16 protein-coding genes and 2 tRNA genes are annotated in these 21,132 nt (G+C 71.4%); 14 read left to right on the forward strand and 4 right to left on the reverse strand.

All coding sequences use genetic code 11. The features are described 5' to 3' along the window. Nucleotides 1–99: 99 nt before the first annotated feature. Nucleotides 100–633, forward strand: coding sequence for a YbhB/YbcL family Raf kinase inhibitor-like protein (locus DER29_RS12700; protein WP_121397541.1), 534 nt, complete (start codon nt 100–102; stop codon nt 631–633). Nucleotides 634–651: 18 nt separating this feature from the next. On the opposite strand, the gene DER29_RS12705 is transcribed toward DER29_RS12700, so the two are convergent. Continuing rightward, a complete protein-coding gene (locus tag DER29_RS12705) occupies nt 652–1,362 on the reverse strand; it encodes a class I SAM-dependent methyltransferase (RefSeq protein WP_121397542.1) in 711 nt (236 codons plus the stop codon). A gap of 212 nt (nt 1,363–1,574) precedes the next feature. On the opposite strand from DER29_RS12705, the gene DER29_RS12710 reads away from it, so the two are divergent. Next, the gene (locus DER29_RS12710; protein WP_121397543.1) at nt 1,575–3,395 is read left to right on the forward strand and encodes a hypothetical protein; all 1,821 of its coding nucleotides are present in this window, start codon (nt 1,575–1,577) and stop codon (nt 3,393–3,395) included. 25 nt (nt 3,396–3,420) lie between these two features. Here the strand turns inward: DER29_RS12710 and DER29_RS12715 are convergent, their stop codons facing one another. Next, nucleotides 3,421–4,152, reverse strand: a complete 732-nt coding sequence (locus DER29_RS12715; RefSeq protein ID WP_370040287.1) for an IucA/IucC family C-terminal-domain containing protein — start codon at nt 4,150–4,152, stop codon at nt 3,421–3,423. Between the two features lie 347 nt (nt 4,153–4,499). Between DER29_RS12715 and DER29_RS12720 the strand changes: the two genes are divergently transcribed. Continuing rightward, nucleotides 4,500–6,017 (forward strand): peptide deformylase, encoded by a 1,518-nt coding sequence (locus DER29_RS12720; RefSeq protein ID WP_121399178.1) that lies wholly within the window; start codon nt 4,500–4,502, stop codon nt 6,015–6,017. A 162-nt stretch (nt 6,018–6,179) separates the two neighbouring features. Here the strand turns inward: DER29_RS12720 and DER29_RS12725 are convergent, their stop codons facing one another. Beyond that, the gene (locus tag DER29_RS12725) at nt 6,180–7,298 is read right to left on the reverse strand and encodes a globin domain-containing protein (RefSeq protein ID WP_121397544.1); all 1,119 of its coding nucleotides are present in this window, start codon (nt 7,296–7,298) and stop codon (nt 6,180–6,182) included. A gap of 145 nt (nt 7,299–7,443) precedes the next feature. On the opposite strand from DER29_RS12725, the gene DER29_RS12730 reads away from it, so the two are divergent. Continuing rightward, a complete protein-coding gene (locus tag DER29_RS12730; RefSeq protein ID WP_121399179.1) occupies nt 7,444–8,214 on the forward strand; it encodes a CPBP family intramembrane glutamic endopeptidase in 771 nt (256 codons plus the stop codon). Between the two features lie 185 nt (nt 8,215–8,399). On the opposite strand, the gene DER29_RS36075 is transcribed toward DER29_RS12730, so the two are convergent. Then, a complete protein-coding gene (locus DER29_RS36075) occupies nt 8,400–9,260 on the reverse strand; it encodes a hypothetical protein (RefSeq protein ID WP_121397545.1) in 861 nt (286 codons plus the stop codon). Between DER29_RS36075 and DER29_RS12740 the strand changes: the two genes are divergently transcribed. From DER29_RS12740 to DER29_RS12790, 10 genes are all read left to right on the forward strand, one after another. Then, nucleotides 9,247–9,681, forward strand: coding sequence for a hypothetical protein (locus DER29_RS12740; RefSeq protein ID WP_148710015.1), 435 nt, complete (start codon nt 9,247–9,249; stop codon nt 9,679–9,681). The genes DER29_RS36075 and DER29_RS12740 overlap by 14 nt on opposite strands. A 498-nt stretch (nt 9,682–10,179) precedes the next feature. Further along, nucleotides 10,180–10,270, forward strand: a tRNA-Ser gene (locus DER29_RS12745). Nucleotides 10,271–10,306: 36 nt separating this feature from the next. Continuing rightward, nucleotides 10,307–10,379: transfer RNA gene (locus tag DER29_RS12750), tRNA-Arg, on the forward strand. A 1,055-nt stretch (nt 10,380–11,434) separates the two neighbouring features. Further along, nucleotides 11,435–12,631, forward strand: coding sequence for a hypothetical protein (locus tag DER29_RS12760; protein ID WP_121397547.1), 1,197 nt, complete (start codon nt 11,435–11,437; stop codon nt 12,629–12,631). Nucleotides 12,632–13,121: 490 nt separating this feature from the next. Further along, nucleotides 13,122–14,396 carry a methyltransferase, FxLD system gene (gene fxlM, locus DER29_RS12765; RefSeq protein ID WP_199729239.1) on the forward strand — a complete coding sequence of 425 codons (1,275 nt, stop codon included), beginning with the start codon at nt 13,122–13,124 and terminating at the stop codon, nt 14,394–14,396. A gap of 56 nt (nt 14,397–14,452) precedes the next feature. Further along, nucleotides 14,453–14,641, forward strand: a complete 189-nt coding sequence (locus DER29_RS12770; RefSeq protein ID WP_101415307.1) for an FxLD family lanthipeptide — start codon at nt 14,453–14,455, stop codon at nt 14,639–14,641. A gap of 117 nt (nt 14,642–14,758) precedes the next feature. After that, a complete protein-coding gene (locus tag DER29_RS12775; protein WP_233600050.1) occupies nt 14,759–17,794 on the forward strand; it encodes a lantibiotic dehydratase in 3,036 nt (1,011 codons plus the stop codon). 50 nt (nt 17,795–17,844) lie between these two features. Further along, nucleotides 17,845–18,993, forward strand: coding sequence for a lanthionine synthetase C family protein (locus tag DER29_RS12780; protein ID WP_121397550.1), 1,149 nt, complete (start codon nt 17,845–17,847; stop codon nt 18,991–18,993). Further along, the gene (locus tag DER29_RS12785; protein WP_233599737.1) at nt 18,990–19,937 is read left to right on the forward strand and encodes a thiopeptide-type bacteriocin biosynthesis protein; all 948 of its coding nucleotides are present in this window, start codon (nt 18,990–18,992) and stop codon (nt 19,935–19,937) included. Before DER29_RS12780 ends, DER29_RS12785 begins: the two co-directional genes overlap by 4 nt. Next, entirely contained in the window at nt 19,934–21,112 is a 1,179-nt protein-coding gene (locus DER29_RS12790) for a hypothetical protein (protein WP_121397552.1), read from the forward strand. Before DER29_RS12785 ends, DER29_RS12790 begins: the two co-directional genes overlap by 4 nt. The last annotated feature ends 20 nt before the right edge of the window (nt 21,113–21,132 follow it).

The raw sequence follows: 21,132 nt of genomic DNA on the forward strand, positions 1-21,132 counted from the left end.
GCGGCGGGGACGGGACGCTCGGCGCTTCCGGTTCGATCGCGGGCGTCGACGGGGTAAGAAGGGGCGGAGGAACAACCGCTCACCGGAAGGACCGCCCCGATGACCCTGGAACGACCGATCGCCCCGGACCCGTACGAGCTGCTGCCGACCGTTGCGTCGTTCACGCTGACCAGTGACGACGTGCAGAACGGCGAACCGATGGACGCCGCGTACGCCCACGGCAGCGTCGGGGGCGAGAACGTCTCGCCGCAGCTCGCCTGGTCGGGCTTCCCGGCCGAGACCAAGGGCTTCGTGGTGACCTGCTTCGACCCGGACGCGCCGACGGGCAGCGGGTTCTGGCACTGGGTCCTGGTGAACCTGCCGGCCGACGTGACGCGGCTGCCGCGCGGCGCGGCCGGGGACGACCTCGGCGGCGCCTTCACGGTCCGCAACGACTACGGCGACCAGGGCTACGGCGGCGCCGCCCCGCCCGCCGGCGACCGGCCGCACCGCTACGTCTTCGCGGTGCACGCGCTGGACGTGGAGCGGCTCGACGTCACCCCCGACGCGACTCCCGCCTACGTGGGCTTCAACCTGGCCTTCCACACTCTGGCCCGGGCCGTGATCCGCCCCACCTACCAGATCAAGGAGTAACCGGGGCCCGCCCCGACCTCAGGAAGGGACGCGGGCCACCGCGAAGACCGACTGGCCGAACGGGGGGAGGACGCGCTGTTCCGCCGCCTTGGTGGCGGGGAGCACGAGGGTGTCGTAGACCTTGACCATCGGGCCCTCCTTCGGCATCAGCCGGAAGACCTTGGTCGCCATGAAGTAGCCGATCAGGCCGAGCGCGTTCGCGTAGTGGATCTTCTCCACGGTCAGGCCGGCGTCGGTCATCGCGGCGGCCAGGGTCTTCTTCGTGTAGCGGCGTACGTGGCCGGTGGCGATGTCCGCCGGGCTCATCGCGAACTGGAAGGCCGGCACGATGATGATGACGTTGCCGCCGGGCCGCACCAGGTCGCGCATGCTGCGCAGCGCGCCCACGTGGTCCTCGATGTGCTCCAGCACGTTGTACGACACGGCGGCGCTGTAGTCGCCCCGGTCGGGGTGCGGCAGCAGCATCTGCCGGACCTCGATGTGGGGCTGGTCGGCCAGCCGCTCCTTCAGCAGGACGAGCCGGTCCGGGTCGGCCTCGGTGGCGGTGAAGCGCGGCAGGTGCTCCGCCCACTCCAGCGCGTAGTCGCCGAGCCCGCTGCCGATCTCGATCGGGTTGTCACCGAGGTACGGCAGGGCCAGCTCGACGAACCAGCGACGGTGGTTGACCGCCGTCGCGAGACCCTCCAGGACCTCGGACTGCACGCGCTGATCCCCAGTGATTTCTGCCATGCGTCGATTCCTCACGATATGAACTCGACCCGCGCCTGGACCGACTGAGTGAATCATCCGCACGGGCGGCAGAAAAATCGGGGCACCCGTGGTGGCCGAAATGCGGTCGGGGGTGGGCACGTGATCGGCGGTCGGCGAACCCGGCACATAGTACGCCAGTACCTCGAAACATGTCACGGCGGCGTCATAGCCTGACTACTCTACGAATCGTCATGACTACTCCTGAATCGGGCCTTCCCGCCGGCGAGTCAGGGCCCGGGGCTTCGGCGAGCGGGCCCGACCGGGGCGTACGGCCCTGGAAGGGGTGGTGGACGGACGTCGCCGCGGTGGCGAGTTTCGTCGCGCTGGGCTTCTGGGTGACCGCGCGGCTCTGGCTGCGCCCGTCGCACGGCATCCGGGACAACCGCACCGACCAGTCGCAGTTCGAGTGGATGATGGCGCACGGCGCACGCGTGGTGACCGATTTTGTTGATCCATTCACGTCGGACCGGATGAACGTGCCGGAGACCGTCAATCTCATGGCCAATACGTCCGTATTATCCGTATCTCTGCCAATGACGCCCGTCACGCTCCTGCTCGGTACCCGCGCGTCGTTTCTGCTCTTTCTCACCCTGGGCATGATCGCCACGGCGACGGCCTGGTACTTCCTGCTGTCCCGGGTGGTCGTCGGCGCCCGCGGGCCGGCCTGGCTCGGCGCCGCGTTCTGCGCGTACGCCCCCGCGATGGTGTCGCACGCCAACGCGCACCCCAACATCGTCTCGCAGTACGTGGTGCCCCTGATCGTCTGGCGCACCCTGCGGCTCGCCGAGCCGGGGCGCTGGCTGCGCAACGGGCTGCTGCTCGCGGCGGTCATCGTGTGGCAGGCCTTCCTCAACCTCGAGGTGCTGCTGATGACCGCCATCGGGCTGGGCGTGGTGGTCGGGGCGCTCGCCCTCGGCCGGCCCGAGCTGCGCCGGCGGGCCCGGCCGTTCCTCGCGGGCCTGGCGGTGGCCGCCGCCGTGGCACTGGTGGTGCTCGCGTACCCGCTCCACGTCCAGTTCTTCGGCCCGGGGGCCTACAACGGGCTGTCCTGGCTGATCCGGGGCTACTCGACGGACCTCGCGTCGTTCGTCGCGTACTCGCGGGAGTCCCTGGCCGGCGACGCCCGCAGCGCGCAGGGGCTGGCGAAGAACCCCACCGAGGAGAACGCCTTCTTCGGCTGGCCGCTGGTGGTGCTCGTCGTCGCCCTGGTCTGGTGGCTGCGCCGGCACGTCGTGGTACGCGGCCTCGCCGTCCTCGCGCTCTTCTTCGGCCTGCTCTCCCTCGGGCGGGAGGTGCAGCTGGGCGGCAGGGGGACCGGGATACCCGGCCCGTGGGCGGCGTTGGAGAACCTGCCCGTCCTGCACTCGGTGGTGCCGACCCGGTGGGCGCTGGCGATCACCCCGATCGTCGGGGTGCTGCTCGCCTACGGGGCCGACCACGTGCGCGCCCTGGCCGCCCGGCACCCGCGGGCACGCCCGCAGATCCGCTTCGCCACCGCCACGGTGCTGGCCATGGCCCTGCTGCCGATCCTGCCGACCCCGCTGCCCACCACCCGGCTCGACCCCGTGCCCGCCTTCGTCACGTCGGGCGCCTGGCGGCCGTACGCGGACGGCGGGCGGAGCATCGTGACCCTCCCGCTGCCCGACACCCATTACGCCGATCCGCTGCGCTGGTCGGCGCGGACCGGGCTGGACATGCCCATCGCGCGCGGCTACTTCCTCGGCCCGGACACCCGCCCCGGTCGGGACCGGGTCGCCCTCTTCTCCGCGCCGCCCCGCCCCACCAGCGAGTTCTTCGCCGAGATCCGGCGGACCGGCGCGGTGCCGCCGATCACCCCGCAGGCGCGGGTCGACGCGGTCGGGGACCTGCGGTACTGGCGGGCGGGGGCGGTCGTCCTCGGGCCGCACCGGCAGGCCGACGCCTTGCGCCGGGGCATGACCGAGCTGACCGGCATCCGTCCCACGTACACCGGTGGGGTCTGGCTCTGGGACGTCCGCCCGTTCACCGACTGACGCCGGGCGGCCCGGAGGCGGCCGGTCAGGCCTGACGGACGCAGCAGCCCTGGCAGATCTTGGGCTTGGGGAGGGTGAACGCGAGGCAGCAGGTGCGCCGCTGCACGGTCGGCTCGCCGTTCGGGCCCGGGACCAGCTCCACCAGGTCGGCGAGGTCGAGCGCGCCGAGCAGCGTGTCGATCGCCTCGACCGACGAGCCGGGCAGGCCGTCGGCGGCCCGGAGGATGCCGTGGGCGATGCCCGAGGCCACCGACCCGAGCAGGGTACGCGCGCCGATCCGGACCTCGGCCTGGATCGCGGCGACCATCGGGGCCAGGTGGGCGTCGAGCAGCGAGGCCCGGAGCGCCTGGAGCAGTTCCGCCTCGTCCGCGACGACCCGCACCTCGGGCAGCCCGGCGAGCGCCAGCGGGTCGCTCGGCAGCACCGCGACCGTGGTCGAGCGGCGCAGGCCCATGGTGAGCAGCGGTCGGTGGTCCTCGAAGTGGATCAGCACGTCGGCCGGGTCGAGCAGCGGCACCCGTCGGGCCGAGGCCCAGCCGAGCGCCACGGGCAGCGCCGTCCAGTAGCTGTAGGACTTCCAGGCCAGCGCGGCGCACGCGTGCGGGGTGCCGCCCCAGCGCGAGCTGGCCGAACGCAGGAACTCCGGCAGGAGGGTGCCGTCGACCAGGGTGGTCGCCGGGCTCCAGCCGAACTCGTCGTGCACCAGCAGGCCGGGCGCGAGACCGGGCACGTGGTCGGTGCCGAACATCGCGCGCATGGCGGCGGTGACCGGGGCCAGCGGCGTGGCGGCGGTGTCCCGCTCCGGCAGCACCGCTGTCACTGGACTCACCCACCCCGTCGTCGCCGTCGGCGGGCAACCCGCCCGTCGCTGAGCTAAGGCTAGCCTAACCACACTCCGCCAGATAAGGGAAGCCTCGCCTGCGTCGGATCCGGAGTGGCTCGTCACTTCGCCCGCGTCCGGCGTACTACCCGGTCAACGGGGCGGAAAACGTCGGCCCAGTATCGACAGCCATCGCTTTCTGTCAAGGTTCGTGTCGGCAAGGTGCCAGTTCCGTGTGTGCGTCGCCACAGAACGTGAAACTGATACTCCCGGCCACGAGGAAGCTGATGACCTCACCGCTCGATCGGGCTGCCGACTCGTTCGCCGCCGAGATCGCCCGGCACCGCACGGGGCGGGGGCTGTCCAAGAAGCAGCTCGCCACCCTGATGGGCTTCGACCCGTCGTACGTCAGCCACGTCGAGGGGCGGCGGCACCGCCCCACCGAGGACTTCGCACGCCGCGCCGAGGCCGTGCTGGAGGCCGGCGGCGCCATCTGGCAGCGCTTCAAGGAGTACGATGAGTTGCGGCACGCCCGGGCCGAGCGGGCACACCGCGACCTACCCGTACCCGGGCAGTGGATGCCGCCCGGCACCGGACTGATCGTGGAGCGGGAACTCGCCACCCTCACCCACCTCGGCGACGCCTACCGCTGCGTCATCCGGCGCGAGCTCTACAACGCCGGCACCGAGCCGGTCACCCGCTACCTGGTGCGGATCGCCGTCGACCGCTACCCCAACGACCCGGGCCGCTCCAACCTGCACCACCGCGAACACCCGCTGACCTTCGCCGAGCTGCGGCTGCGGGCGTACCGGGAGGACGGGGACGAGCGGGAGGCGATGCACTGGCGGGCCAAGCACGACCGCGACGCCTTCAAGGAGCTGTGGCTGCTCTTCGAGAACGCCGACCGGCGCTTCCCGCTCTATCCCGGAGACCGGGCCACCATCGAGTACGCGTACTGCGTCGGGCACGACAAGTGGGGCCCCTGGTTCCAGCGGGCGGTCCGGCTGCCCACCCGGCAGATGGCCGTACGCCTGGACCTTCCGGCGGCCGTCGACCCGCAGGTGTGGGGCGCGGAGACCTCGCTCTCGGCGGAGGAGGGCCCGCTGCGCACGCCCGTGACCAGGCGCGAGGACGCCGACCGGGTGATCTTCGACTGGGCGACCGAGGACCCGCCGCTCAACGCGCGGTACCGGTTGCAGTGGCGGTTCCGCGGCCGGCCGGACGCCGAGCCCGAGGAGGCCGGGCGGGTCCGGCCCAGCGACCGGATGCGCGGCATCGGCATCGTGCAGCGAGGGGCCGACCTGCTCCGCCAGCCGGCGCGCCCGTTCGACCTGCCCCGCGAGGAGCAGGAGGCCCGGGACGTGGCCGACCGCCTCGCGGCGACCCTGGTCCGCCTCGACGAGTTGCACCCGTTCCGCAAGGGGGTGGGCATCGCCGCCCCGCAGCTCGGCCTCGGCCGGGCGGTGGCGGTGGTCCGGCCCCCCGACCGGTCGGCCGACCCCGTCGTGCTGCTCAACCCCCGCGTCGTCGACGCCTCCCCCGACAGCGACGAGCAGTACGAGGGATGCCTCTCCTTCTTCGACCACCGGGGCCTGGTGCCCCGGCCGCTCCGGCTCGACGTGGAGCACGCCCAGTACGACGGCAGCCGGATCATCACCTCGTTCGAGTTCGGCATGGCCCGGCTCGTCGCCCACGAGATCGACCACCTGGAGGGGCGGCTCTACGTCGACCGGATGACGCCGGGGGTGCCGCTGGTGCCGGTCGAGGAGTACCGCGAGACCGGCCGGCCCTGGCGCTACTGACCTGCCCGCACGCGTGCCGACGGCACGACCACGTCCGCACGGGTGGGAAGGACGGCCGGGCGGACGTGGTCGTGCGGGGCGGTGCCGGTCCGCCCGTCGGGGGACCGGGGCGCGTGCCCCAGGGGGCAGGGGCACGCGCCCCGGTTGGGGGGAGGAACGTTTCTAGAGGTTGCCGAAGGTGTCGTAGCGGGTGTTCTCCGGCGGGACGCCGTCCTCGGCGAGGACCCGGAGGGTGGCCCGGACCATGCGGGCGGAACCCGAGACGTAGCAGTCGTGCGCCGTCCACGGGCCGTACCGGCTGACCACGTCGGAGACGTCACCCAGCTCGCCGTCGAAGTCGGGATCCTCGCTGCACGCCGGAGTGACCGACAACCACGGGTGCGCGGCCACCAGCTCCTGGAGCCCGGCCAGGCCGTACAGGTCCGCCGCCGTACGGGCGCCGTAGAAGACGTGCACCCAGCGGGTCCGGTTGTAGCCGGCCAGCTCCTCCACCAGCGCCTTGATCGGAGCCAGCCCGACGCCACCCGCCACGCAGAGGATGTCCCGCTCCGAGGAACGGTCCAGCGTCATCGACCCCATCGGCGCCGCCACCCGGAGCAGGTCGCCGGGCTTGACCCGGCGCACCAGCGCCCCGGACACCCAGCCGGCGCCCGCCGGCGTACGGACGTGGAACTCCAGCACGTTGTCCTCGTTCGGGGCGTTCGCCACCGAGTAGGTGCGCCACACCCGGGGCAGGTGTCGGGGCACCTCCAGACTGACGTACTGGCCGGCCTTCCACGACAGCGGATGCTGCAACGCCCGGCAGGTCAGTACCGCCGTGTCCCTGCCGTACCGCTCGTGGGTCAGCACCTCCGCGTGCCAGAACGGCGGGTTGTCGTCGGCCGCCGCGCCGGCCAGCATCTTCTCCGAGATCGCCGCGTACGCGTCCCGCCACGCCTGGTCGTACTCCAGGTTCCAGCCGTCGCCGGCGATGCTGCGCAGCGCGTCCAGCAGGGCCACGCCCATGGTCTCGTAGTGCGCCGCGTCGACGTGGTACTTGCGGTGGTCCCGGCCCAGCGCGCGCAGGTACTCGTCGAAGCTCTCCGGGTCGCCGACCGTCTGGGCGGCGGTGACGATCGCCTCCAGGATCCGGTCGCCCTGCCCGGTCATCTCCACCGGGAAGAGCTTGCGCAGCTCGGGGTCGAGGAGGAAGAGCCGGGCGTAGAAGTGACCGCTCAGCCGCTCCCGGTGCTCCTCGACCAGGGTCCAGCTCTCCTTCAGCAGCCTTGCGAAGTCGTCCACGGGGCGCGCTCCTTCTCCTGACGGCGGATCGGGCACCCATAGAATGTCCACGGAGCGTGCCGACCGGTCGCACAGAATGTGCGATCGGCTCGTGAGGCTCGTTCGGGCGGTGCCACCGGCCGTCGGCGTCGGGCAGAGTGGTGCGGTGACCGTTGAGCTGGAACGCCCGGCGACCCGCCGGATGCTCGGCGCCGAGACGCTGCTCGTGCTCGGCCTCTCGCTCGGCCAGTCCGCCGTCTACGCGACGGTGTCGATCGTCGCGAAGCTGACCGCCGACGGGCCGCTGTCGAAGCAGACCGCCGCCCTCAACACCTCGGTGTCGCCCCGGCCGTGGCTGGACCTGACGTACCAGCTGCTCGGGATCGTCTTCGCGCTGCTGCCGGTGCTGCTCGCCGTACACCTGCTGGCGCGGGACCCCGGCGATCCGGCACGGACGCTCGGCCTGGACGCCCGGCGGCCCGGTCAGGACCTGGCCCGCGGCGCCGGCCTGGCCGCGCTGATCGGCCTGCCCGGCCTGGCGCTCTTCTGGGCGGCGGCGCAGCTCGGCGTCAACGCCACGCTGGTGCCGGCCGCGCTGCCCGAACTCTGGTGGACGGTGCCGGTGCTGATCCTCGCCGCCGTGCAGAACTCGGTGCTGGAGGAGGTGATCGTGGTCGGCTACCTGGTCACCCGGCTGCGTCAGCTTCAGTGGCGGGTCGGCGCGATCGTGGCGACGAGCGCCCTGCTGCGCGGCTCCTACCACCTCTACCAGGGCTTCGGCGCCTTCCTCGGCAACGTGGTGATGGGCGTCGTGTTCAGCCTCTTCTACCTGCGCACCCGCCGGGTCATGCCGCTGGTCGTCGCGCACACGCTGCTCGACGTGGTCGCCTTCGTCGGCTACGCCCTGCTGCCGAGGGAGTGGTTCGGCTGGCTCTGACGCCGCCCAACCGTTCCGCCCTCGCCGCCGCCCGGCTCCGGTTCTGGTAGATCTTGGCGAGTTCAGGCCCCCAAAGGGGCCGTTTCCTGCCAAGATCTCCGGCGATCCGCATCTTCTGCCGGGCGTGCTTCGCTCAGCCGGGCGGGCGCCGGTGCCACGCTGGGCGTCTAGATGGCCGGCGCGGGTCAGCGGGGTGCGGGCCGCCGGTAGGCGTTGATCGCGCGGGCGGCGAGCCGCTCGGCCGCCGCCGCGTCGCCGGCCGCCGCAGCCAGCACCGCCGCGCCGGGCAGCAGCCGGGACGCCAGCCGCAGCGCCAGCCACCCGCCCGCCTGCGCGACCAGCGGCGCCGCCAGCCGCCACGCGGCCTCCGCCGCCCGGGGCCAGCCCGCCGCGTCGGGCTCCTCCGCCGATCGGGCCGCCGCCAGCGCGGCCCGCGCGCTCTCCGCGTCCGGGTGCACGCGGGTCAGCACCAGCAGCTCCACCGCCCGGTCCGGATGGGCCGGGTCCCGGCCGTACGCCGCCGCCAGGTGCAGCACCAGGTTGGCCTGCGCCCACAGCACCGCCGCCAACTCGGCCACCGGCGCGAAGAGCCCCGCCAGCGCGGCGGTCGCCCCGCCCACCCCGGCCTGCCGGACGAACCGCCGGGTCGCGAGCCGCGCCAGGCCGTCCGCTCCCGCATCGGGGTACGCGTCGCGGAGCCGCTGCGCCCAGTCGCGGGCGCGCGGCCCGACCGCCTCGACGGCGGCCAGGGCCAGCAACTCCGGCGCGAAGGCGGGATGCTCCAGCACTCGCGCGGCGGCCAGCCGAAGGACCGTTTCCGGCGTACGCCCCGGCGGTGCGCCCGCCGCCTCGGCGCTGGCGGGCGGCTCGACCACCTGCGGGGGCGCGGCGGCGTCGGACGCGGCGGCCGGGGCCTGGACCGGGACCTCGCCAGCGACCGGTGCCGGGGTGAGCGTCGCCGGGGCGGCCTTCTTCGCGGGCGTCGCCTTTGCGGGCGTGGCCTTCCGGGCGGGCTCGGTCCTTGCGGCGGGTGTGGCCTTCTTCACGGGCGTCGCTCTCTTCGCGGGCGTCGCCTTCCGGGCGGTGGTGGTCTTCCGGGCGGGTGTGCCCTTCGTCGCCGCCGGGGGCGTCGCGCCCTCCGCCGCCCCCGGCTCTGCGGCCTTCACCGTCGTCCCCGGCTCTGCGGCCTTCACCGCCGTGCCCGGCTCTGCGGCCTCCGCCGCGGTCGGTGTCTCGGCTCGGTCTGTCGCCTCCACCGCAGTCGTCGGTCGCGTCGGCGCGACCTTCTTCGCGACCGCCCTCTTCCCGGGCGCCCCGCGCGCGGGGGTGGCGCTCCCGCCGGAGGTCTGCGTGTCCTGGGCGGGCCGGCCCGTGGGCGACTTCCTCGCGGCGGGGGCCTTCGGCGCGGCGCCGGAGGTCTTCTTGCCCCGGGCGGGCGGGTCCGCAGCGGTGGCGGCTCCCCGCTGATCCCCGGCAGCGGCGGGCGCGCCACCACCGGTGTGTGCGACGTCACTCCCGCCGGTCTCGTCCGCCCGGCCGGGCCGCTCCCGTGGCGCCGGTTCGGCCGCCGGGTCGGCCTGGCGGGGCAGCGGCGGATCGGCCGAGGGGGGCTGGAAGAGCACCGCTGGCGCCGGCTTCGCCCGCCGGGGGTGTTTCCCGGAATCCTCCGTCCCGGCCGGCTCAGGCGGCAAGGGGGGCGGACTGAAGGTTGCCTTCGGGGAGCGTCGGCGCGCTCCCTCAGCAGGCTCTCGGCGGGTCGGCTCGCGCGGCGGCTGCTCCTGCATATCGATGGAGCGTAGTCCCGATCACGCCCGCGCACAGCAGAGAAAGGCGAGGCCGGGGCGAGTCCCGGCCTCGTCCGGCGACAGCCAGGCGCACAGGCGGAGGGGCGGACCGGGGAAGTCGCTTTGCTCCCGATGGGTGAGGCCCTGTATCCTCGGGCGCGGTGGTCTGCAGGGCCACCAGGGAGACTTCGCCTAGTCTGGTCTATGGCGCCGCACTGCTAATGCGGTTGGGGTCTTAAAGCCCCTCCCGGGTTCGAATCCCGGAGTCTCCGCGCGAAAGCCGGGTGTGTAGACTGGCCAAGCACCGAGCGCCCGTAGCTCAACGGATAGAGCATCTGACTACGGATCAGAAGGTTAGGGGTTCGAGTCCCTTCGGGCGCACTTCACGATCAAGGCCGTGACCAGCGGAAACGCTGATCACGGCCTTGATCGCTTCCGCGTCTTGGGACAGATTTTCCCAAGGCTTGGAATCTGGTGCTCCGATGGTGCTCCGTAGTCGCTGTGCTGTTTCGGCGGGGTCCGTGCTGACCAGTGCGTTTGCGTGTCGCGTGGTCTGGATCATGGCCCGGCTGTCGGTGCGTCAGCGCGTGGCCGTTGTCCGTCTGGTCACTGTTGTGGATCTTTTTGCGAGGTGGGTGCTCGGCGGTCGGTCGCCGTTGACCTGGGCTGGCGCAGGTGACGAGCGGGGCTACCCGTTGGCCCAGCGAGCAACGACTGGTGACGGGCGACAGGTCCACGGATCTGACTTGCGCTCTACTCGTCGCCCGGCCAACCGACCAGCGCCACGATCCTCAGGGGCGGGCCGCGCTCTCGTTGCTCGGCACCTGATCGGGCGGGCACCCTTTGCGTTCGGCTCCCGCCCAGGGTCTGGGCAGGTATCTGTCCCTGTGGTGCAACGGGTGCCGTGCGGCCGGTCGGCGTGGCGATCCGGAACGGCGGGCGACGCTGAGCGCTCATGCCGGTGAGCGGGTGCCTCGCCGTCGGCGCGGCGTGGACGTCTGCTGTTCCTAGCCCGGACACCGCGGTCGACCATGCCGTCGAGCAGATTGCTGGCATGGCTGTTGCGGCGGGCTACACGGACATCGCGGTGGGTCTGGCTCGGGTACCCGAGGTGAAGGGGCAGGCCGCCACCACGATCGAGGCCTGGTGGCCGCAGGTTCACGCGTTCCTGTATATCGGCATCACCAACTCAGGCTCAAAAGGCACCACCCGCGAGATTAAACGATCGCCCGCGACGCCTGCGGCTTTCGCAACCCGGAGAGCAGCGCCTACGCGCCCGCACCGCCACCACCCGGCGCCACCGCGGACACCTTAACCCCGCTGAACTTCGAAGAGCCGTCAAACGTCGAGGCGGCCAGGAACCATGACGGGACGGGTCGGAGGCCGGGTGGTAGTCGGATGCGGGGCCGTGAATGCTCGAGGTGGATGATGTCAGGATGACGGGGGACCAGGACCGACCGGCGCGGGGCGACATCATCGAGATTGGCGGCTCGATCCGCGAGGGCGCCGCCCCCCGCTGGCGGCGGTGGCCGAAGTGGCTGCCGTTGGTGCTGGCCGCCGGGGTCGGGTTGGCCGTGTACGCGCGTACCGGGGCCGACCGGGTTCCGCCCCCGGCGAGCCGGTCGCCGTCGCCGCCGGTCGCGTCGTCGGCGCCCGAGGCCACCGCCCCGGCCACCCCGGGGCTAGCCACGACCGGAGCGCCACCGGCGGTCACTGAGGTCGGCCGGCCCTTGCTCGGGATCACCGGCGGTTGGCAGTTGTACGGCCGGGGGCCGGACGCAGTGGTCCGGATCGAGTTCGCGCGGGGCCGGGTGAGCATCACCCCGGTGCGGGCGCTGCGGAGCACCGGCCCGGTCAGCTTCCTACTCTCCCCGGACGGGGTGGTCATCCGTCCCGTCGACGCGGTGGAGGGCTATCGGGTGCCCGACGGCCGGCCGTCGACGGAGACGACCAACGACCTTGACCGATCCGGGGCGATGCTGCCCGGGCCGGATCCGGAGTCGGTGTGGGTGTCCGACGGTGACGGCGTGCGGCCCAGGATGCTGCTGGCCCGGTTCGACGGCAGGGCCACCGGTGTGGAGATCGTCCTGCCCGCGGGGGTCAGCAGCTTCGCCCAGCCGGACGGGGCCGGTTATCCGGCGATCACCGCGACCGGCGGGGTCTACACCATCCGTCCCGACGGGGTGCGCCGGATCACCATGGGTGACCTGGTGGCCGTCGGCCCGCGCCACTGGCTGGCCCGGGAGTGCGACGAGCGTCTGCGGTGCGCGGGCGTGCTGATCTCACACCCCGGCGGTGCCCGGCGGGCGGTCCCGCTGCCGGCCGAGATCACCGCCTTCGACCGGGGGGCGATCTCCGGTGACGGTCGGATGGCCGCCCTGGTGGCCATGAACGCGACCGGCGCGCCCCGGGTCCATTTGTTGGATCTGGGCTCGGGTGTCGTTCGTGTGCTGGGCCTGCCGGTGGAGGCCAGTCCGGGGTCCGTGGTCTGGTCCCCGGACGGCAAGTGGCTGTTCGTCACCGGACTGGACGGGCAACTCGCCGCCGTCGACGCGGCGACCGGCCGGTCGCGGGATCTCGGCGTCCGGCTGCCGCAGGTGAGCCAGCTCGTGGTCCGGCCAGCCGCCGGGTAGTCCGGTCGGTGTCCGAACCGGTCGGCGGGACAGGGTAGGCCGATCGGTGCGCTCACCCGCGTCAGCCTCGGCCTGACGGATCCAGTTCCTGAGCGCCTCGTGAACGCCGAGTTGCTCGGCCAAGCGCGGATCACCGGCTTCGGGTCCGACGCTCGGTACAAGCGCACAGCGCGCTGACGTAGCTCGTCGGGGTACTTCTTCGGTGCTGCCACGGACGACTTCCTCCCCACGGCCATCAGATTGTGATCAAGAAGCTCCATCAAAGCGGGGGTGGCTCAACGCAAGGTCGGACAACAAGTCGGCATTCCCAGCCTCCACCGGCTCGGGAGATCCTTGGCGCACAAGGCGATTGCGCTGGACTTCAGCTTCTCCGGCTTCTCTCCACGAGCCGGTGATGATTGCCCGGAGCTGTGCCTCCCACCGCAGGAAAGCGAGCACAGATCAGCCCTGCATTGCGCGCTACCTGCACCCGGCACCCTGTCACGGCCAGATGGCACGAGAAACCCAGAGATTGGAGCGCCGAGTGACGCACACGGCTGACAGGTCGGATTCCTCGGATCGAGTCGGGCAGATTCGAGATGCCCTCGTGGACCGGCTCATCGCTGACGACATGATCACCTCCTCAGCCGTGGAGGCGGCGTTCCGGACGGTACCGCGGCATGCGTTCGTGCCTGCGGGCACGCCACTCGAGGTCGTCTACGACGTTGACCAGTCGGTGATCACGAAGACGGATGAGCACGGGGTTCATCTGTCCTCGGTCAGCGCCGCGTACATCCAGGCCCGCATGATCGAGCAAGCCGGCGTCGGACCCGGAATGCGGGTCCTAGAGATCGGTTCGGGTGGTTACAACGCGGCGCTGCTGGCTGAGGTGGTCGGTGTGGACGGCCAGGTCGTCAGCGTGGACATCGACGCCGAGATTACGGACCGGGCCAGGGTCCTGCTGCGCGAGACGGGCTATGACCGCCGGGTACGGGTGTTGCAGGCCGACGCGGTGCACGGCATGCCCGGTGAGGGTGTGTTCGACCGGATCCTCGTCACGGTCGGCGCGTGGGACATCTGTCCCGCCTGGCTGGATCACCTCGCACCGGACGGGGTGATCGTGGTGCCGTTGCGGATGAACGGCGTGACCCGGACGATCGCATTCCGCCGCAACGGCGACCACTTGACCAGTACCTCGAGTGAGGTGGCGGGATTCGTGCCCCTGCAGGGCGACGGTGCGCGGCCCGAGCGGATCTTCCGGCTGCCCGACCGGCAGGGCCAGTTTGTCAGCTTGCGTTTCGACGTCGGCGCTCCGGACGACGTCCGTCAGCTGGATGGTGTGCTGGACACCGAACGCACCGAGGTCTGGTCGGGAGTCACGATCGGCCTCAGCGAGTCCTTCGCGGATCTTCACCTGTGGCTGGCCGGGTTCCTGCCCGGCTTCTGCCTGCTCGCGGCGGACGACGGTACCGAGCTGGCTGCCGAGCGTCGCTGGTTTCCGTTCGGTGTCGTGCGCGGTGACTCGTTCGCCTACCTGGCCTGGCGTCCGACCGACGAGGGCTCGAGGGCCGAGCTCGGGGCTCGCGCCTTCGGGGCGCACGGCAAGGACTCCGCAGCGGCCATGTCGGAGCAGATTCAGGCCTGGTATCAGCGGGCCCGCCGCGGGCCGGCGCCGACGTTCGCCTACTGGCCGGCCGGTACCAGCGCCGGCGCGGTGCCGGACAACGTAGCGGTGCTGAAGAAGACGCACGGCCTGCTCATGATCTCCTGGCCGGTGGCAAGCTAGCCGCCCTCGGCCGGGTGAACCACCCCTGTTCGACCTACCCGAGGAGCGTGAAGACCATGGCCCCGCTGCTGGAACTCGAGCGCACGGACGCCGCCACCGCAACCACCGAGGACGACTTCGTGCTCGACATGCGGGTCGTGGAGTCCACGACCCCGCTGGTGATCATGATGTGCAGCACCAGCGACGGCTGCGGCAGCAGCTGCAGCACGAGTGCCTGCGCGACCAAGTCCAGCGACCCCGTCTGATTCGGGCTTCATCCTGACGATGCCGTCGGCGCCCAGTGCGGGCGCCGACGGCGGCCATGCGGTTGAGGAGGCATCGTCGTGCCAGTCCCGCCTGTCTTCCAGCGTGCCGGTGTGGTCATGGTGCGCGCCACGACGGATCCCGGCGATTTCGATGTGCCTTCTCAGCTGGACCTAGCCGATGATGCCCTGGTGCTGCATGACGGCATGGCGTGGCTGATGAAGACGTGGGCGCGTTCTGACGTCCGCGACGCGCTCAGTCTGGCGAGTCCCACGCTGGCGGCGCAGCTCGACCGAATCACCGAGCGTCCCGACACGGCGCCGGTCAAGGCCGTTCGCCGGGCGGTCATCTCCGTCGCCGGATATCTGCTGCGGTGGCAGCGCCGCGCTACGCCTTTCGGTTTATTCGCCGGCGTCACGATGGCCGCCGAAGGAGCGGGCAGCGTGGCGGTGGGACGACGGCACCGCGTGATCGCGCGCGTCGACAGCGAGTGGCTCACGGCCGTGATCGGCCGGCTGGAGGAGTACCCGCTCCTGCGACGTCAGCTGCACCTTGTTGCCGACAACACCGGCGTCGTTCGTGACGGCCGGTTCATCACCGCCCGCCGCGCCGACCCGGGCAGCGGCAAGGCGGTTCCGCTGCGCGACGCGTCCGTGCGCTACACGGCACCGGTGAAAGCCGCGCTCGCCGTCGCCGCCATTCCCGTCCGGTACGACGACCTTGCCGTCGAACTGGCCGAACAGTTCCCGGCTGCCCGACCTGGACAGATCACCACGGTCCTGGACAATCTGCTGTTGCAGGGTGCCCTCATCAGTGCACTGCGCCCACCGATGACGACCCTCGACGGCCTCACCCACGTGATCGATACGGTGACCGCCGCAGGCGGCGAACAGTTCACTGACGTCGCCCCGCTGCTGCGGGACCTTGAAAAGGTGCGGGAGCTGATCGACCAACACAACGTGGTCGACGATCCGGTGCAGGCAGCCGCGATCCGCGCATCGGTCATGCAACGGATGCGCGAGGTCGTTCCCGGCAGCCAGGATGTGCTGGCCGTCGACGTACGGCTCGACGCCCAGATCCGCCTCCCACAGCAGGTGTTGGCCGAAGCAGTCGAGGCCGCGAACGTCCTGCTGCGGGTCAGCACGAAGCCATTTGGGTCGACCGCCTGGCAGGACTACCGGTCCCGGTTCCGAGCCCGCTATGGCCAGGGCGCACTCGTGCCAGTGCGGGACCTGGTCGCCGACTCCGGGCTCGGCTATCCCACCGGCTACCTCGGTGCGCCCCGCGCGCACCCCAGCTGGCGTGCCATCAACGAGCGTGACGCGGCGTTCCTGGCCCTGGTGCAACGGGCCGCGCTCGACGGACGCGACGAGATCAGCCTGACCGATGCGGATGTCGAGGCGCTAACCGTGGGCGAACCGGCAGACGTGATACCGCCGGCACGCATCGAACTCGGCGTGGCGGTCCACGCCGCGTCGATTGAGGCCCTCGACAGAGGCGAATTTCGGCTGCGCTTCGCTGCGGCGCCGGGCATGCCGACGAGCATGGCGGGCCGCTTCATCCACCTCTTCGACAAGCACCAGCAGGCTCAGATGGCTGCCGCCTGCGCCCCGAGTTCGCCGAGCGGCGACGCGGTGGCGGTGCAGCTGTCGTTCCCGCCGCGGCGCCCGCACAACGAGAACGTCACCCGGGTCCCCCAGCTCCTGCCCGACGTCCTCGCGCTCGCCGAACACCCCACCGGCAATCCGATCCGCCTCGATGACCTGGCCGTCACCGCCGACGCCGACCAGATGTACCTGGTGCAGATCTCCACCGGCCGCCGGGTCATCCCCAACATTCCGCACGCACTCGACACCATCGTGCAAAGTCCCCCGCTGGCACGCTTCCTCGCCGAGGTCGCCGACGCGCGCACCGCGGTGTTTGGCCCGCTCGACGTCGGTGCAGCCCGCACCCTGCCGTACCTGCCGCGCGTCCGGTATCGCCGCACGATTCTCGCTGCCGCACGATGGCTGCTCACTACCAATGACCTGCCGTCCCGAGCCGGTCAGGGTTGGGAGCCCGCGCTGCAGGCGTGGCAGCGGCAGTGGCGTGTCCCGGCCCGTGTCGTGCTCTGTCACGGGGAGTTTCGCCAGCCCTTGAATCTCGACCACCGCCTGGACCGGGCACTGCTGCGTAGGCGTCTGGCCCAGGCCGGACGGGTGGAGCTGCAGGAGGACGCCCAGCCCGAGGACCATGGGTGGATCGGCCGTGCCGCCGAGCTGCTGATTCCGATGCTTGCGACCGCGCCACCGCGCCGGCCGCTTCCTCACCTCGCACCGCCCGGTCGGCTTCAGGTGCCCGGCAACACGGCCGTGGTGCAGGCTCGTCTGGCCGGCAGCCCGGCCCGCTTCGACGACATCATCCGGCACCTCCCGCCGCTCACCGCTTCACTGCGCGGCGAGGTACGCCGGTGGTGGATTCGGCGCCAGCGCGACCTGGTTCGGATGGACGCCGACCAGCACCTCATCCTCGTGCTCCGGCTGACCGAGCCCGAGCACCACGCGGCCGTCACCGCAGCCCTGGCCGCGTTCGCCACCGAGCTCACAGCCCGTGGCTTGCCTAACCAGTTGTCACTCGTGCCGTACCAGGACCATCCCGGCCGCTACGGCTACGACGAGGCGCTCACTGCCGCCGAGGACGTGTTCTGCACCGACACCGCCTGCGTCATCGCCCAGATGGCAACCGCCGACGACCTGGGCATTGCGGCGCAGGCGCTGGCCGCCGCGTCCATGGCCCGGATCGCCGCCGCGTTCGCCACCGACGAAAGCTCGGGAAATCAGGCCCTGCTGCGGTGCCTGCCGCAGCAGCCCGGGGCGTTGGACCGCACGCTGTGCGAGCGAACGCTACAACTGGTCGACCTCTCTATCGACGCGCGGCAGCCACAGCCACGCACCGCTGCGGAGGCGCTCGTCGACGCGTGGCTGGCTCGCGACACCGCCCTACGCCGCTACTTCCGCACCGTCGCCGTTCAACGCGACCCGGTTGGTCTCCTGCCGACCTTGCTGCGCGACCACCATATCCGTGCGCTCGGCGTCGATCCCACCTTCGAGCAGAGCACCAACCGCCTGGCCCGCGCCGCCGCGCTGCGCGCTCTCGCCCGGATCGGCCAGCGATGATCGGGCCACCGATCAGCCGTACAACCAGTGTCGGTGCCGAACCACCGAAGATGGGCGGCCCGGATGCCGTCCGCCAGTCGCTGGCCACCGGCACGGCAGGGATCGCTCTGCTACACCTCGAACGCGCCCTCACCGGTACCGCATCCTGGCCAGACGCGCATGCGCAGACCCGGGCAGCGGCCACCGGGGCGCTCGACGGCGGCCAGCACGCCGGCTTGTACTACGGCACCCCAGCGATCGCATTCCTCCTGCACTGCGCCGCCAAGGCCGACCACCGCTACGAAACAGCCGCAGCGACCCTCGACCAACACGTCACCCGGCTTACCCATCGTCGCCTCACCGCCGCCACCGCCCGAATGCAGCACGGCGGCGCGGCCTCGCTCGCCGAGTACGACCTCTTCTACGGCCTCACCGGCATCGGCGCACTACTGATGCAGCGCATGCCCACCAGCGACACTTTCGCTGATCTGCTGCGATACCTGACTGTGCTGATCCGCCCGCGGAAGCAAGACGGCCTCCTGCTGCCCGGCTGGTGGGCCGCCCACGACCCCGACCCGACCCTGCCCACGCCGGGTGGACACGCCAACCTCGGGATGGCTCACGGAGCAGCGGGCATCCTCGCCCTGCTTGCCCTCGCGATGCGCCACGGCCACGGTGTGGACCACCACGCCGAGGCCATCGACCAGCTCACCCGCTGGTTCGACCGATGGCGCCAGCACGACGCCGACGGCAGCACCTGGTGGCCACAGTGGCTCACCCTCGACGACCTAAGAACCGGTCGCCTAAGCCAGCCCGCACCAGGCCGGCCGTCCTGGTGCTACGGCACCCCGGGTATTGCCCGTGCACTCCAGCTCGCCGCGATCGCCACCGACGACCCGGCCCGCCGCGCCGATGCCGAACACGCCCTCGCCGCCTGCCTCACCGACCGCCACCTCAACCGGCTCACCGACCTCGGCCTCTGCCACGGCCTCGCCGGCCTCTACGCAACCGCACACCAGGCCGCTGCCGACGCCCAGAGCCCAGCCCTCAAACAACAGCTACCCGCCTTGGCCACGGCCATACAGAAGGCCGCCCAGACTAACGACCAGCATGGCAACGCCGGGCTGCTGACCGGCCACGCCGGCATCCACCTGGCAGCCGAGACCGCGCGGCACGGAATCACCCGCACTGGATGGGACACATGCCTCCTGATCACGTGACCACCACACCACTGGCCGCCAGCGTGCTCAACGTGCTCGCCGGCACCCCGCTGGAGACAGTTGCGGCAACGGCGGCCATCGATCCAGCCGACCTCGCCGACGCCGTCACGACCTACCACCTGGCCGGCCGCGCCGCGCTTCAGGAACAAGCCGACGGCCACTGGTACGAGATACGTGCCGAATTTCCCGACTGGGACACCGCAGAGACGACTGCGGTCACCTCGCTCGGTCCCCGGCTCGACCAGCTCACGAACGTGGGCGCATTCGGGGGCTGGTGGTTCCTGCGCAAACATCCCTGCTGGCGCATCCGCTTCGCCCACGCGCAGGTCGACGGCGTGAACCAGGTCCTCAACGAGCTCACCGCAGCCGGTGAACTCAACAGGTGGTGGCCCAACCTGTACGAACCGGAGACCGCCGCCTTCGGCGGCACATCCGGAATCCAAATCGTGCACGACCTGTTCTGCGCCGACAGCCGCGGCGTCCTCAACTATCTCCGCCAACCGCAGCCCGCCCTCGGACGCCGCGAGCTGTCCCTCCTGCTGCTTGGCGGCCTCCTGCAGGCCGCCGGGCTGGACTGGTTCGAACGCGGCGACGTGTTCGCTCGCATCGCCCATATGCGCCCCCTCGACAACATCGCCAACAGCCGACTCGACGCGCTCACAGCCAGCGTGCGCGGGCTGCTCGCTGTAGCGCCCGACACGGACAACTCCCTGTTCGGAGCCAGCGGTGTGGTTCCCTTCGCCGCGCCATGGCACACCGCGTACACGTCCGCCGGCCGCGCACTTGCAGCTGCCGCGACGGCCGGCACCCTCAACCGCGGTCTACGAGCTGTCGTCAGCCACATCGTGGTCTTCCACTGGAACCGGCTCGGGCTGCCCGCCCACAGCCAAGGCATCCTCGCCCGCGCCGCGCTCGAAGCGTTCCTGCCCCGGAGCCGACCATGAACACCGCCGTCAACCCCACCACCATCCGCGTCGCCGTCCGTCGCTTCCCACTCCTCGCCCGGCCCCGACCCGCCTGCCCCGCCCTGACCGACCGTGTCACCGAGGTCGCCGAGATCGCCGCCAACGCAGCCGCACAAGACGACAACGGCATGGCCGACGCGGCACACGCCCTGAACAAAGCCGCGCTGATCGCCAGCGACTGCGGCCTGCCGGACCTGGCCCGCCAATGGTGCTGGCAGCACATCGACATCTACCGGCAACGGAACTCCCTCACCGTCTTGCAGGCCAGCTACCTGCTCGAACCCGTCCTCAACCTCGCCCGCCTGCAGATCCGCGCCCACCACGGTCAGCCCGCACTGCAACTACTCAAGGCGATGAGCCAGGCCGTCACCACAGGCACCAACCTGATCATCGACGGGCACACACTGCCACTGACCAACCTGACCGGCGCCCCAGCCGAACTCGGCAAGCTCCGCCAGTGGACCTGGCTACAACACCTCAGCGAGGGCATCCGCATCCTCGCACTCGCCGGCCGCTGGGACGACGCCGTCGAGCACGCCAACACCCTCAACGGCATCGGACTGCACCTGATGGAAGGCCGACAAGCCACGATCATCGCCCACCTTCTGCACGAGGAAACCGAAGCCGCCCGCGCGATCCTCGACGACAGCACCATCACCAAACCGTGGGAACATCAAGTCGGCTCATGCCTGACCGCCATGTGCGCAGCACCAGGAACGGCCAGCCACCAGATATCCGCCATGGTCGATCAATTCCTCGCGCACGAACCCGTCGACGGATACGCCGTCTATCGAGCCCGTTGGGGCCTCACGGCCGCCACCCTGTCCAGCGGGCACCACGAGGTCGCAGCTCAACACCTTCTCCACCGCCTGGCGACCGAGGTCCTCGAAGCAGCCGACGGATACGCAGCCCGGGAAATCCTCGGCCACCGCACCGCCCTACAGATCAAGGAGCCGCAAGAGCAAGCTCTCGCCCGCATCGTGGCAGCAGCCGGCCTAGGGGCCGGTGCGATACCAGAAGCCACCCTCCGAACGCTCAACGGCGCAGTGGAGATCGCGCGCGACGCCTTGGCCCGCTCCGTCGGGTTGCCTATAGGTCTGGCGACGCCACGGAAGAGGTCGCGGCTGCGGAAACTCGGTGAGCCGGCGCCGTAAATCGCGCCGATGATCGAGCT

Origin of the sequence: Micromonospora sp. M71_S20, from assembly GCF_003664255.1 — a bacterium.
Lineage (GTDB): Bacteria > Actinomycetota > Actinomycetes > Mycobacteriales > Micromonosporaceae > Micromonospora.

What these genes read in the sequence shown, in the direction of transcription:
- DER29_RS12700 (WP_121397541.1), top strand. Translation starts at nt 100, where the DNA reads ATGACCCTGGAACGACCGATCGCCCCGGACCCGTACGAGCTGCTGCCG.
- DER29_RS12705 (WP_121397542.1), bottom strand. Translation starts at nt 1,362, where the DNA reads ATGGCAGAAATCACTGGGGATCAGCGCGTGCAGTCCGAGGTCCTGGAG.
- DER29_RS12710 (WP_121397543.1), top strand. Translation starts at nt 1,575, where the DNA reads ATGACTACTCCTGAATCGGGCCTTCCCGCCGGCGAGTCAGGGCCCGGG.
- DER29_RS12715 (WP_370040287.1), bottom strand. Translation starts at nt 4,152, where the DNA reads ATGCGCGCGATGTTCGGCACCGACCACGTGCCCGGTCTCGCGCCCGGC.
- DER29_RS12760 (WP_121397547.1), top strand. Translation starts at nt 11,435, where the DNA reads ATGACGGGGGACCAGGACCGACCGGCGCGGGGCGACATCATCGAGATT.
- fxlM (WP_199729239.1), top strand. Translation starts at nt 13,122, where the DNA reads ATGGCACGAGAAACCCAGAGATTGGAGCGCCGAGTGACGCACACGGCT.
- DER29_RS12770 (WP_101415307.1), top strand. Translation starts at nt 14,453, where the DNA reads ATGGCCCCGCTGCTGGAACTCGAGCGCACGGACGCCGCCACCGCAACC.
- DER29_RS12775 (WP_233600050.1), top strand. Translation starts at nt 14,759, where the DNA reads ATGGTGCGCGCCACGACGGATCCCGGCGATTTCGATGTGCCTTCTCAG.
- DER29_RS12780 (WP_121397550.1), top strand. Translation starts at nt 17,845, where the DNA reads ATGGGCGGCCCGGATGCCGTCCGCCAGTCGCTGGCCACCGGCACGGCA.
- DER29_RS12790 (WP_121397552.1), top strand. Translation starts at nt 19,934, where the DNA reads ATGAACACCGCCGTCAACCCCACCACCATCCGCGTCGCCGTCCGTCGC.